General features: G+C 69.1%; 12 protein-coding genes. 6 read left to right on the top strand and 6 right to left on the bottom strand.

What is annotated here, in order from left to right; all coding sequences use genetic code 11:
- Positions 1 to 12 precede the first annotated feature (12 nt).
- Positions 13 to 948, bottom strand: a complete 936-nt coding sequence (murQ, locus tag MNR00_RS05865; protein ID WP_241928226.1) for an N-acetylmuramic acid 6-phosphate etherase — start codon at positions 946 to 948, stop codon at positions 13 to 15.
- A gap of 31 nt (positions 949 to 979) precedes the next feature.
- A complete protein-coding gene (locus MNR00_RS05860) occupies positions 980 to 2,494 on the bottom strand; it encodes a glycoside hydrolase family 3 N-terminal domain-containing protein (protein WP_241928225.1) in 1,515 nt (504 codons plus the stop codon).
- 94 nt (positions 2,495 to 2,588) lie between these two features.
- Between MNR00_RS05860 and MNR00_RS05855 the strand changes: the two genes are divergently transcribed.
- On the top strand, positions 2,589 to 3,908 hold the full coding sequence (locus MNR00_RS05855) for a nicotinate phosphoribosyltransferase (protein ID WP_241928224.1): 1,320 nt from the start codon (positions 2,589 to 2,591) through the stop codon (positions 3,906 to 3,908).
- Between the two features lie 12 nt (positions 3,909 to 3,920).
- Here the strand turns inward: MNR00_RS05855 and MNR00_RS05850 are convergent, their stop codons facing one another.
- Genes MNR00_RS05850 through MNR00_RS05840 form a run of 3 tightly spaced genes read right to left on the bottom strand, consistent with a single transcriptional unit; the run spans position 3,921 to position 7,159 of the window.
- Positions 3,921 to 4,187, bottom strand: a complete 267-nt coding sequence (locus MNR00_RS05850; protein WP_045253497.1) for a DUF3039 domain-containing protein — start codon at positions 4,185 to 4,187, stop codon at positions 3,921 to 3,923.
- Between the two features lie 54 nt (positions 4,188 to 4,241).
- Complete coding sequence (locus MNR00_RS05845; protein WP_241928223.1) at positions 4,242 to 5,807, bottom strand: hypothetical protein; 1,566 nt, start codon at positions 5,805 to 5,807, stop codon at positions 4,242 to 4,244.
- Positions 5,783 to 7,159, bottom strand: coding sequence for an ABC transporter ATP-binding protein (locus MNR00_RS05840; RefSeq protein WP_241928222.1), 1,377 nt, complete (start codon positions 7,157 to 7,159; stop codon positions 5,783 to 5,785). The genes MNR00_RS05845 and MNR00_RS05840 overlap by 25 nt, the downstream gene beginning before the upstream one ends.
- Positions 7,160 to 7,184: 25 nt before the next feature.
- On the opposite strand from MNR00_RS05840, the gene MNR00_RS05835 reads away from it, so the two are divergent.
- From MNR00_RS05835 to MNR00_RS05815, 5 genes are all read left to right on the top strand, one after another.
- A complete protein-coding gene (locus tag MNR00_RS05835) occupies positions 7,185 to 8,030 on the top strand; it encodes a hypothetical protein (RefSeq protein WP_241928221.1) in 846 nt (281 codons plus the stop codon).
- A gap of 288 nt (positions 8,031 to 8,318) precedes the next feature.
- Entirely contained in the window at positions 8,319 to 9,011 is a 693-nt protein-coding gene (locus tag MNR00_RS05830; protein WP_241928220.1) for a phosphocholine cytidylyltransferase family protein, read from the top strand.
- 84 nt (positions 9,012 to 9,095) lie between these two features.
- Positions 9,096 to 10,112 (top strand): hypothetical protein, encoded by a 1,017-nt coding sequence (locus MNR00_RS05825; RefSeq protein WP_241928219.1) that lies wholly within the window; start codon positions 9,096 to 9,098, stop codon positions 10,110 to 10,112.
- 77 nt (positions 10,113 to 10,189) lie between these two features.
- Positions 10,190 to 10,495, top strand: coding sequence for a hypothetical protein (locus MNR00_RS05820; protein WP_241928218.1), 306 nt, complete (start codon positions 10,190 to 10,192; stop codon positions 10,493 to 10,495).
- Positions 10,496 to 10,570: 75 nt separating this feature from the next.
- Positions 10,571 to 11,482 (top strand): aminoglycoside phosphotransferase family protein, encoded by a 912-nt coding sequence (locus tag MNR00_RS05815; RefSeq protein WP_241928217.1) that lies wholly within the window; start codon positions 10,571 to 10,573, stop codon positions 11,480 to 11,482.
- 78 nt (positions 11,483 to 11,560) lie between these two features.
- Here the strand turns inward: MNR00_RS05815 and MNR00_RS05810 are convergent, their stop codons facing one another.
- Entirely contained in the window at positions 11,561 to 13,063 is a 1,503-nt protein-coding gene (locus tag MNR00_RS05810; protein ID WP_241928216.1) for an HNH endonuclease signature motif containing protein, read from the bottom strand.
- Positions 13,064 to 13,184 lie beyond the last annotated feature (121 nt).

The raw sequence follows: 13,184 nt of genomic DNA, 5'->3' as shown, positions 1-13,184 counted from the left end.
GTATTGCCGGGCCTACTCCGTGAGCCCGCCTGCTCGGGCTGCCGCGAGCGCCTGCCGCAGATTGCCGCCCGCCGCATCCAGCGCCGCGCGCGCGGTCACAGCATCCGCCCCGGTCTCGACGATGGCGATCGCGAGCTTCACCGAGCCGCCCGCCGCGGCCAGGGCCGCCGCCGCCTGTTCGACGGTGCACGAGGTGGCGTGCACGACGGTGCGCTCGGCGCGCACGCGCAGCTTCTCGTTGGTGGACTGCACGTCGACCATGAGGTTGCCGTACACCTTGCCGGACCGCACCATCGCCAGAGTCGAGAGGGTGTTCAGCACGAGCTTCTGCGCCGTGCCGGCCTTCAGCCGGGTGGATCCTGCGACGACCTCTGGCCCCACGACCACCTCGATGGCGACGTCGACGCCGACCGAGATCTCGGCGTCGCGGTTGCACGCCAGGCTCACCGTGAACGCGCCGCGCTCACGGGCGGCCCGCAGTGCGCCGGTGACGTACGGAGTGCGCCCTGATGCCGAGATGCCGACGATCGCGTCATCAGGGCCGAGCGCGCGGCCGGCCTGCTCCCCCGCGTCGAAATCGTCCTCGGCGTTCTCGATGGCATTCCGCAGGGCGTACTCGCCGCCGGCGATGAGGCCGGTGACCAGCGACGGGTCGGTGCCGAACGTCGGTGGGATCTCGCTGGCATCCAGCACTCCCATGCGCCCGGCCGTGCCCGCACCGATGTAGACCAGGCGCCCGCCACTGTGCAGCCGTTCGACGATGCCGTCCACGGCTCGCGCGATGCTCGCCTCTTCGGCAGCGACCGCCTGGGCAGCGACAACGCCCTGGGCGGCCATCAGCGCCACCTGGTCTGCTGTACTCAGCAGATCGAGTTCGGCGAATGCGGGATCGACGCCCTCGGTGGCCAAGGTCTCCAGGGTGGAGCGCAGCTCTTCACGGTCGGTCATTTCGGCTCTTCTTCCTGTTCGGACGTCGGTGTCAGCGGTTCGGGTTCAGCAGTGCGCGCCGTGCCGCACGAGCAGCAAGCAGACTCGCGGCGGACGAGGTGATGGCAGGGCCAGCAGCATCTGACGAGGCGACGCCGGCGGGCAGTCCCACGTTCACGACCACGGCCTGCGCGGCGATGTCTGCCGGAAGCATCGATCTGATGCGCTCGAGCACCGTCCTCTGCGGCGCGCCGGCATCGATCCGGTCGACGAGGATCACGCGCTGCGCGTCCGGCCCACCCGCGGTCGCCGCGCGCACCGCGTCGGCGATCTCGGCATCTGCAGCCGCCGCGGCATCGAGCCGCACGATCTTGCCGCCCGCCGCGAGTGCGAGCGCGACGTGCGCGGCGGCGCTGTCGACGGCGAGGCTCGAGGGGCGACGCAGGTCGAGCACCGTCGTCGGCGCGTCGCGGAATGCCGCGAACGAGCCGTCGACGCGCACTGCGCGGTCGGCGATGGCACCCGCGTCGAACGGTACCTCCGGCACGGCGGGACGCGAGCGAACAGCATCCGACATCGCTGCCACTCGTGCCGCTGCCTGCTCGACGCGCTCCCGCGAGAGCTCACCGCTGCGCAGCGCCGCGACGATCGCGTCGCGGGCCGCCAGGTAGTCCTGCTCGTCCTGGTCGGGCAGCATCGCGGCGCCGGGGTTGGTGGGGTTGCCGATGCAGAGCAGGTCGGCGCCGGCTGCGAGTGCCTGCACGGCGCCTCCGCCGATGCCGACGTGCTCGCGGATGGCCGACATGTCCAGTGCATCCGTGATGATGACGCCGTCGAAGCCGTCCTCGCGCAGGCGTCCGAGCACCGCAGGGTTAAGCGTGGCCGGCGCGTCACCCCAATGCGGAGCGATGATGTGGGCGGTCATGATGGCGCGCACGCCCGCCCGCACTGCGGCGGTGAACGGCGGCAGGTGGGCGCCCTCGATCTCGGCTTCGGTGAGCTCGAGGCGGGGCAGGTCCTGGTGCGAGTCGGTGTGGGTGTCGCCGTGGCCGGGGTAGTGCTTCGCGCAGGCGGCGACGCCGGCCGCTTGGATGCCCTGCACGGCGGCGACGACGTGCCGTGAGACGAGCGCAGTGTCGGAGCCGAAGGCGCGCGCCCCGATCACGGGATTGCGGGGGTCGGTGTTGACGTCGGCGACCGGGCCGATCACGACGTCGGCTCCGATGCGGTCGACGCGGCGGCCGATCTCGTAGCCGGTGGCCCTGGTGGCCTCGACGTCGTCAAGCGCACCGAGCTGGGCAGCACCGGGCACGGTCGATCCGGTGGCCGTCTCGAGGCGGGTGACGCTGCCGCCCTCCTCGTCGATGCCGATCAGCGCGTGCGGGGCGAGGCGGTGGATCTCGGCGCTGAGGGCCGCGGTGTCGCCATCGAGGTTCTGCGCGAAGTACACGACGCCGGCGAGTCCGTCCTCGAGCGCGTCCGACAGCCAGCTGGGCACGTCGTTCCCGAGGAATCCGGGCCACAGCACGCCGTTCGCCAGTCGAATCAGTTCGTCGGCCTGCGCCATCCTCGGGTCCCCACCATCGCGTCGTTCGAGTCGGGCGGAATGTTCCGGCCCGGTGATCAGTATTCCCGATTCGCCGCCTGGATACACTGAGCGCATGAGCTCCGCGTTCCTCACCGACCGCTACGAACTGACCATGCTGGCCGCGTCACTGCAAGACGGCACGGCCGCACGGCCCAGCGTCTTCGAGTTGTTCTCGCGGCGCCTCTCCGGCGGGCGCCGGTTCGGCGTCGTCGCCGGCACGGGGCGTCTGCTGTCGCTGCTGCGCGAGTTCCGCTTCGGCGAGGACGAGCTGCGCTACCTGCGTGATCACGAAGTGGTGGATGCTGCCGCGCTGAAGTACCTGGAGAACTACCGCTTCACCGGAACGATCCGCGGCTACCGGGAGGGCGAGCTGTACTTCCCCGGGTCGCCGATCCTCACGGTGGAGGGCTCGTTCGCGGATGCCGTGGTGCTCGAGACGGTCGCATTGAGCGTGCTGAACCATGACTCGGCGGTCGCCACGGCCGCGTCGAGGATGAGCATCGCCGCCGGTGAGCGTCCGCTGGCCGAGATGGGTTCACGGCGTGCCGCCGAGCAGTCCGCCGTGGCCGCCGCTCGCGCCGCGTACATCGCCGGATTCGCGGCGACAAGCAACCTCGAGGCCGGCCGGCAGTGGGGCATCCCGACGATGGGCACCGCCGCGCACTCGTGGACGCTGCTGCACGACAGCGAAGAGGACGCCTTCCGCTCGCAGGTGCAGAGCCTCGGGGTGGAGACGACCCTGCTGGTGGACACCTACGACATCCGCGCCGGCGTCGAGACGGCGATCCGCGTGGCAGGCGCAGAGCTGGGCGGCGTGCGGCTGGACTCGGGCGACCTGCCTCTTGTCGCCGCCGCCGTGCGCGAGCAGCTGGACGAGCTCGGCGCGACCAAGACGAAGATCACCGTGACCAGCGACCTCGACGAGTACGCGATCGCGGCCCTCGCGGCGTCACCCGTCGACTTCTACGGCGTCGGCACGTCAGTGGTCACAGGGTCCGGCTACCCGACCGCCGGCATGGTCTACAAGCTGGTCGCCAGGCAGGACCCGGCGGGCGGCTGGGTCGCGGTGGCGAAGGCCTCAACCGACAAGGGCTCCAAGGGCGGCCGCAAGGCCGCGTTCCGCACGCTGCGGAACGGCGTGGCTGTGGCCGAGACCGTCTCAGTGGCCGACGGGTTCGAGATCGTCGATGCGGCATCGGAGCACCCGGATGCCCGGGCGCTGCAGGTCGTGCTGGTCGAGAACGGCGAGATCGACACGGCCTACGAGGGTGCCGCAGGAACGGCATCCGCTCGCGATCACCACCTGCGTGTTCGCGAGGAGCTGCCGGTGCGCGCTCTTGCGCTCAGCAAGTCCGACCCGGCGATCCCGACGCTGTTCGAAGACGCGGACTGACGCGACAGGTGCTCAGCGCACCATCGACTCGTAGATCTCCTTGCAGGTCGGGCAGATCGGGAACTTCTCGGGGTCGCGCCCCGGGGTCCACTTCTTGCCGCACAGCGCGCGGACCGGCTTGCCGGTGATCGCCGACTCCAGGATCTTGTCCTTCTTCACGTAGTGCGAGAAGCGCTCGTGGTCGCCTGGCTCGAGGTTCTCCTCGCGGAGGAGCTCTTCGAGTTCGCGATCAAGTGTTGCCACGCCACCCTGATCGGGGCTGTCCAGCGGAGTACTCATGCCGTGAGTCTAGCGGCCGCAGGCGGCGTCGGCTCGGGCATCTGAGTCGACGGATCAGGTGGTCTCGGCGAACTCCATCAGCCGCTCGCCGCTGCGCTCGAAGATCGCTCCACCGATCGCAGCACCACCGAACAGCACCAGCACGCCGGTGATGATTCCGACCCAGAATGCAGCTGGGGCGTGCTGATCGCCCTCGACGATCGTCAGCGCGAACAGCCAGATGGTCGGCGCGCTGCACGCCAGTGCGCCGAGGAAGGTGCCTGCCGCCCCGAAGGATCCATGGCCGGATGAGCGCTGCGGCTGCTGGAACGGGCTGTCCCCCGGCCGCGAGACGGCGTACGGGAAGACGACCGACGCGATGCTCGACATGCCGAGAGCGCTCAGCAGCAGCGCCGCGGCGACACCGATCATCGGCAGCAGCAGACTCCATTGCGAGATCGACGCCAACGTGACCGAGATCGCGATCGCGAGCAGCGGGATCGAGATCAGCAGCACCGGCACGAGGCGGCCGAGGCGGTCTGGCAGCCCGCGAAGACCGCTCGCGATGTGCAGCCACAGGGCCGTCGAGTCGTACGCGACATCGTTGTGGGGCAACCAGCCGAAGAACAGCGCCATCAGCGGCACCGGCACCAGAGCTGCTGCCCACACCGGCACTCCGGCGACGATCAGCGGGAAGACGGTGAGCACGCCGGCGATCGGCACGACGATGAAGTTGACGATGTAGCGACGGTCGCGCAGCCAGTACACGAGGCTGCGCGCGGCGACCGCGCCGAACGCGTTCGTGGGCAGCGCCCCGAACCAGCCGAGCCCCGACCGCTCACGCGTGGCGTAAGGGCGCTCGGTGAAGGTGAGAAGTCGGCGGACGAGGTAGCCCCACAGCGCCAGGAGGCCGAGAAGCGAGGCGAGCGCGATCAGCCCGCTCGTCCAGGCCGCCGCGGTGTCACCCGCGACGATGTGGAACAGCATGGCCTGCGGCGCGGCGAGCGGCGAGAAGCCGACGACGGTGGTGGCCGCATCCACGGCGGTCGGCACGTGGCCGTCCCATTTCAGCGAGGCGAAGTAGGCGGCGACGGGGAACGCGACGACGAGCACGGGTATGGCGATCAGCACCGTGAGTTCGCGAGAGCGTCGCTCTGGCAGCAGGATCGCACTGATGGCCATGCCGATGCGCGCGGCGAGCGCCGTGGTCAGGACGCTGGCGACGCCGGCGAGTACGGCGAGCAGGGCGGGCGCCCCCAGTCCGATCGCGACCACGACCAGACAGGTGGTGACCGCGATCAGTGCGAAACTCGGCACGCTGACCAATGAGGCCAGCGCGAGGATCCACGGCAGCTGCCGCAGATCGACGGCGAACGGGGCGAACCGGCGCGGGTCGAGCTGATCGGGCGAGCCGGTGAGCATCGGGGCGAGGAAGAAGGCGAGGAACGTCGCGGCTGCGCTCAGCACGAGCACCGCGTGCGCAGTGGCAGGCGGTCCGCCGGCCAGGCTGACGATCGCGACGCAGACGGCGACGGTGACGGCGGCGGATGCCAGCAGCGCGAGCACCCTGCGAACGCCGCGATCCCCGCGCACGGCGCCGACCAGCAGCGCGAGCCTCAGTCGGAGAACGTGTGCAGCCACTCGAGGCCCTCCACTTCGCCACCGGAGCCGGAGAGCTCGACGAATCGCTGCGTCAGGGTCTGCCCCGCGCGAACCTCGTCGATCGTGCCCTCGGCCAGAACCTCGCCGCCGACGATCACCGCGACGCGCGAGCACACCTGCTCGACCAGGTCCATGCCGTGGCTGGAGAGGATGACCGTGCCTCCGTGCGAGACGTAGGCACCGAGGATGTCGAGGATCACGCCGGACGAGACGGGGTCGACCGCTTCGAAGGGCTCGTCGAGCACGAGCACCCGCGGTGAGTGGATCAGCGCGCCTGCGAGCATGAGCTTCTTCGTCATGCCAGCGGAGTAGTCCGACACGACGCGGCTGAGTGCCTCGGTGAGATCGAACGCACGGGCGAGGTCGGCAGTTCGGCTCTCGATCACCGGCCGCTTCAGCCCGCGCAGCTGGCCGTAGTAGAAGAGCAGCTGTCGACCGGTGAGGCGGTCGAAGGTGCGCAGCCGGTCGGGCAGCACGCCCATCATGCGCTTGGCCTCGAGCGGCTTGGCGCGCTGGTCGATGCCGCTGATGTGCACCGTGCCTGCGTCAGGACGCAGCAGCCCCGAGATGATCGAGAGCGTCGTTGTCTTGCCCGCACCGTTGGGGCCGACGAGGCCGTAGAACGAGCCGGCCGGGACGGTGAGGTCGACGCCGTCGACGGCCGCGGTGTCGCCGAAGCGCTTCACGAGGCCCCGAATGAGGACGGCGGCCGGGCCGACGGCCGGTGCTGCAGATGGCACCCCGGATGTGGGCACATCGTCTGCCCTGACGCCGTATGCCGGCGCTGCCGCTGCTTCTTCGACGTGCGCTGGGTCCTCGACCTCGCCCTCGACCGCGCCGGCTTCCGGCTCGGCGGTCGCGGGGGCGCTGGTCGCTGACTCTGGTGCGTCAGCACCCGCAGCCTCGGCTTCAGCGGCTTCGGTCTCTACGTGCGCGGTCGCTGCGAGCTCAGGGGCTTCGATCGCGCCTTCGTCGGTGTCGGCCTCAGCGGTCTCGACTTCTGCCTGTGCAACCTCGGCCTCTACAACCTCGGGTGCGCTGACATCGGATTCCGTGACCTCAGGTGCCGTGACCTCAGCCGCAGCCGGTTCCATCACAGCGGCCGCTGTCGCCGCGGCTCCTGCCACTGATACGGCCGGTACATACTCGATGATCCGGGCGGAGGGCTCGCGTTCCGTGAACTCGTCCGGCTGTGGTGCTGCGACTTCCACCGCGCTGGGCGCGGCGACCTCTGCTGCAGCGGCTCGTGGCGGTCGCGCCTCTGCGGCTTCTGGCGCGCTGTTCGATGCAGCGACGAGGCGACGCGCCGACGGCGCGGTCAGATCGATCACCGCATCCGTCGTGACGATCTGCGGGGTGTTCTCGGCGGTAGGCGTCGGGGTCGTCTTCTTTGCTGCCTTCTTCGCCGACTTCGCCGCGGTCGCCTTGGCTGCGGTTGCAGTGGCCGAGGTCTTCGCTGCGGCCGTCCTGGCGGCAGCGGTCTTGGCCGCCGTCGCCTTCGTCGTGGCCTTGGTCGCCGCAGTCGTCGTCGCTGCCCGCTTGACGGCGGCGGTCTTCTTCGCAGCAGTGGCGGCGGCAGTCTTGGCAGCGGTCGACCGAGCGGCAGCAGTGGTCGAAGCGGCCGCCTTCGCTGCTGCGGCCGTCGTCGTGCTCGACGAGGCAGCGGCGGTCTTCTTCGCAGGCGCCTTCTTGACAGGGGGTTTCCTGGCGGGCGCTTTCGTTGCCGGGGCCTTCTCGGCAGGCGCCTTCTCGGAAGGGGCCTTCTCGGCAGGCGCCTTCTCGGCAGGCGCCTTCTCAGCGGTGGCGTTCGCAGCGGCGGCCGTCGTCGCGGCAGATGCCTTGGCCGCGGATGTCTTGGTGGCCGTCGATTTGGTGCCAGTGGGCTTGGCAACAGCCTTAGTACCGGCGGGCTTGCGCGGCGCGGCGGGCTTCTTCGGCGCAGCCGACGTCGACGCCGCCGACGGGGAGTCACTCGCATCGAGCGGCGGCGCGACAGCATCCGACCGCTTCTCGTCCGTCTTGGCAGCGGTCTTCGCCGCTGACGCCTTGGTCGATGCAGGCTTCTTGGCCGCCGGCTTCTTCGCGGCCGGCTTCCGCGGCGCTGCCTTCGTTTCGTCTCGCTCCGCTCGCTCAACACGACGCTTCACGGCAGGAGTCGTCTGCTCTGCGAGAGCGGTCTCAGCATCCCCACTCGCGGTCTGAACCGTGTCGGTGCGGTCGTCGTCTGATTCCGAAGCTGCTGTCACGCGTACTACGGTATCAACCCGCCCTGACAGAGCATCGGAGCCGGTGACGGCCAGTTTCGACAAAGCGCAACCCCCTCGTCGACGGGCTCGGAGCCTGACAGACTCATGTGCAACAGATCACGAAACAGCAACGGCGCCCGTAAAGCTCCGTGCCCTCTCAGGTGCAATCAGTAGCATTGCGGAGGCACGAAGAGGTGTCCCGTCGATGAATCGACAGTGAACACAGTTCTTATTAGGAGAAATCGTGACTCTTCAAACCGTCATCCTGGCCGCTGGAATGGGCTCGCGCCTCGGCCGCGCCCTGCCCAAGCCGCTGACCGAGCTCAGCGACGGCCGCACGATCATGCGCCAGCAGCACGACAACATCCGTGCCGCGTTCGGTGGCGACGCCCGCATCACCGCCGTCGTCGGCTATCGCGCCGAGACGATTATCGAGGCGTTCCCGACGGCGAAGTACGTGCACAACGAGCGCTACGACGTCACCAACACGTCCAAGAGCCTGCTGCGCGCGCTGAGCGTCACGGGCAAGGGCGGCGTGCTGTGGATGAACGGCGACGTGGTCTTCGACCCGCGCATCCTCGGCCGCGCGATCGAGTTCATCGAGCGCGACCAGTCGTTCGTGACCGTCAACACCTCGAAGGTGAGCGACGAAGAGGTCAAGTACACCGTCACCGCCGAGGGCTTCATCAAGGAGCTGTCGAAGACGGTCAAGGGCGGCCTCGGCGAGGCCGTCGGCATCAACTACATCTCGTCGGCTGACAAGAAGGCGTTCATGCGCCAGCTGCAGCGCGTCGAGGACCAGGACTACTTCGAGCGCGGCCTCGAGCTGGCGATCGCCGAAGACGGTCTGCTGCTCGAGCCGATGGACGTCTCCGACCTGTATGCGGTCGAGGTCGACTTCGCCGAGGACCTGGAGCGGGCGAACCTCTACGTCTGACATCGGTCATTCGCGAAAGCCGCGTCCCTCGCTGAGGGACGCGGCTTTCGGCTTTCTTGCGGATGCTGTGCATAGGATCACCACATGCCTGAGAAGGTCCATAAGATCCACTCGCTTCCCGACGGCGCACCGTGGGACGGCCCTGTGCCGCCGGTCGGGTCGAACGAGCATCCCCTCACGGTCCGCGGTATCGATCGCGTCATGGCTGTGCATCGTCCACTCGTCGTTGCGCACATCCGCAGCATCCGACTGCGCTCTCCGCACGCGACGCCGGAGCAGATCGTCAAGATCCTCGAGACCCGCTATCTCGCCGCAGTGACCACCGGCGGCGCCGCCGTCGGCGCAACCGCCGTCGTGCCAGGAATCGGCACCGGGGTGACGCTCGCGCTGTCGGGCGTGGAGACGATCGGATTCATGGAATCGACGGCGCTGTTCGCGCAGTCGATCGCCGAGGTGCACGGCATCGCGATCGAGAACCCGGATCGCGCGCGAGCGCTGGTGATGACTCTGATGCTCGGCAAGGAGGGCGTCGACCTCGTCTCGCAGCTCGCGCAGCAGGCCGCCGGGCGCGGCGGCTCACGTTCGTCGTACTGGGGCGAGATGGTGACGAAGTCGCTGCCGCGCGCCGCCGTCGGCCCCATCGTGGACCGTCTGAAGTCGGCCTTCATCCGCCAGTTCGCGGCACGGGGCGGTGCCTCGTTCATCGGCAAGGCGCTGCCGTTCGGCATCGGCGCGGTGATCGGCGGGGCCGGCAACAACATCCTCGGTCGGCGGGTGCTCACCACATCGCGGCGCGCGTTCGGCGCAGCGCCCGCGGTGCTGCCGGCGGAGCTGGAGCCGGTCGCGGGCAGCGAAAGACTCGAACGGCGGATGCTGTCGGGCGCACGCTATCTCGGTGGTGGCGTCGCCGGTGTCGCGGGGAGCGTCGGTCGTGGGATCGGCGCGGCTGGACGTGGCATCGGGTCGGCGGGACGCGAGCTGGGTGCCAAACTGCGGAAGCCGCGTGGGGAGCCTGCGGGGGCGGGATCGGATACCGGCACAGAGCCGGATGCGGACGCCGGGTCAGAGGCCGGCGACTCGTCCTCCACAGCCGCCGGCTGAGCGCGACTTCTCCACAGGTCCGTCAGGGCTGTGCTGAGATGCCGCCCGGCGTCGGAGGTCGTTCTTAGCGTGACGGGATGCTGCATCCCATCGATCCCCCTCAGCCCGCCCGACCCGTGGCCTACTGCGTGCCGTGGGTGATCACACGCAGTGACCGCGAGCATCCGATCGTGATGAACGCGGGTCGTGAGCCTGTCGATTTCGTACGGGTGTTCCGCGATGACATCGACGACCAGAGGGTGGTGGATCTGTGGGGTCAGGTGCTGCCGGCCGAAACGATGGAGTTGTGTCTGTGCGCTTCGGACCCGGATGAGGTCGTGGTGACGGTCGCGTGGTTCCGTCAGGCTGACGGGCTCGAGTACGTGTGGAGGTTCGTGGTGTGAGGGGTCATCGTCAGCGCGGAGCCGGGCACTCCACGGAGGAATTGCTCGGGTGTGCCTGCCCATTGCATTGCCGGGATGCAGTTCGCGCGTGTCGTCTGGGAGTATCGAGAGGTGAGTCGACCCGTCGATATCGACGAGCGCGTCGTGGCAGAGCTCGTCGAAGAACAGTTTCCCCGCTGGGCGGGCATGCCCGTTCGCGCGGTGGCGCGTCAAGGATGGGACAACAGAACATTTCGTCTGGGTGACGACTTGTCGGTTCGGCTCCCCAGTGCGGAGTCATATGCTGCGGGGGTCCAGAAGGAGAGCAGAGCGCTCGATTTTTTTGACGGAAGGCTCCCCGTCTCTGTCCCATCAGTGGTGGCGCTTGGGGCCCCTGGCCCGCGTTGCCCGTTTCCGTGGTCCATCCGCCGTTGGCTGGCCGGCGACACCGTCGACGAATCAGCTGGGCTCGACCGCGTCCGACTCGGCATCGATCTCGGGAGCCTCCTGCGCGCTTTGATGTCGCTCCCCATCGACGCGGGTACCGCGGCCGGCAGGCACTCGTTCTACCGAGGTTCACATCCGAGCGCGTACAGCGAGGAAGTTCAAGCCGCGCTTGACCATCTGCATGGCAAAGTGGATACGGATCGCTGCCGGAGTGTCTGGCTCGCCGCGACGACCAGCGCCTGGGATTCTGCGCCCGTCTGGTTCCACGGCGACGTTGCTGTCGGCAACCTCCTCGTCAGCGACGGCCGCCTGTCGGCGATGATCGACTTCGGCACCTGCGGGGTCGGTGATCCTGCCTGCGACCTCGTCATGGCGTGGACGTACTTCGAGGGGGAAGCGCGTGATGCGTTCCGCGACGCTGTCGGCCTCGATGTCGCTACGTGGCGGCGCGCTCGAGGATGGGCCCTATGGAAAGCGCTGGTAACCCTTGCCGATGGGTCCGGATCGGGAGATGACGACAGCTGGCGCGTGCTCGACGAGGTGCTGGCCAGCCCGCTCTAGGACCGGCACGGTCAGGCGTCTCCAAGTGAGGACAGCACAGAGGACGATGCCAGCCCGGTGTCCACCCCGGATTCGCCGCTACGTGTAGGCGAACTCCGGCAGTGAGAGGCGTGGGATGCGCCAGTGGTGTTCGGGGTCCCACCATGCGGGGCCGCGGATTTCGGGGAGTCCGTGGTTCATGCGGATCTCCCACCCGGAGTACTCCAGGGAGCGGTGGTGCCACCAGCACAACGGGACGCCGTTGTCGGTGCTGGTCGGTCCACCGTTGGCCCATTCGGTGACGTGGTGAATCTCACACCACGTGGCGGGAACGTGACACCCGGGGATCAGACACTCCCTGTCGCGCAGGGTGATCGCCCGGCGCTGGTGGACGGTGAAGATCCGGTCGGTGACCGTGATCCCCACGATCCGGCCCTGCTCGGTGAACACCCGCTGGATCGCCCCCGTGCACCCGGTGTGCCGGGCGGCGGCCGCGTGCACCGGGGCTTCGACGCCGGGGATGGTGGCCCAGGAGCTGTCGGCGGAATCCAGGTGCACCACCAGCGTCGGCGCCGCACCGCCCAGCGACGGCATATCCGCATGCCGGGCCGCGATGCCCAGGGCCGCGGCGAGGGCGTCGTGCTGCTTCTGCCCCCGTGTACGCGTGTCGAGCACGCTGCGCGGGTCGGTGTTGAACGGGTCCCCGTCACCGGCGTTGTCCCCGTCGTCGTCAGCATCGTCGGCGCGGTGGTCGTCTTCCTCGTCGGATGGGCGGAAGGTGACACCTTCCGGAACGGGTGGCCCGTCGGTCTTCGGGTTCAGCTGCGCATCCAGCAGCAGCTGCAACTGCGCGTAGGTCTCGGGCAGCAGGTTCCCCCGCAGTGGATACACCCCATCCTGCATCCGCCCGATCGACAGGAACCGACGCGTCATCGCCCGCTGCTCGGTCGGCTCCGCGCCATCAGGGTCCAGCCGCAGAGCGATCGCATGCGCGATCGCCTTCACATCCTCCGGCGTCGCCGGGGGCACCCTGTCCCGCTGCGCCGCGTCATCGGCATCCGCCCCATCATCGGCATCCGTATCTCCACCGTCTGCATCCGCGCCCTCCGTGGCCGTGTACCCGCGCACCACCTCCGCGAGCACCGCGTCGGCCTTCCACCGGTCCGCGGCGCCGATCCGGTCGCCAGCGGATTCGACCGGGCCGGTCGCGGCCAACAGCCCGGTCACGCCGATCGCCCCGTCCAGCATCGCCTGCCGCAGGTCCGGCCACCGTGCCGGCAACCACGTCCCTGACGTCAGCTCGGCCTCACGATGCACGACCCGGCTGGCCCGCACCACTTGCGCCGCCGCACGGGCATCCACCCGCAGGGTGCGCTGGAGCAGTTCGTTCATGCTCCGGCATCCGACACCATTCGCAAGCCCCACCGGATCCGAGGTCGCCACGGTCTCGACGACCACAGCCTCCACCCGCCGCAACGCATCCCCGGCCCGGGTCAGCACCACCATCCGCTCGGCATCCGTGAGAACCGCAAGAGCGTCCGTACCGAGCAGCTGATCGAGGTCGGCGACGACCCGATCGAGAATGGCTGCGGTGCTGTTCATACCCACTATTCAACACGGGGCCACCGACATTGACAGGGCAGAATCCGGCTGATCAGAGAAACTTTCTGAAAGAAGCTCAACCCCACATCGCCGCCCCCTCTCGCCGTCCCGAGGACCCCGC

The organism is Microbacterium sp. H1-D42, from assembly GCF_022637555.1.
GTDB lineage: Bacteria > Actinomycetota > Actinomycetes > Actinomycetales > Microbacteriaceae > Microbacterium.
This window is presented reverse-complemented; position numbering and strand designations above follow the sequence as displayed.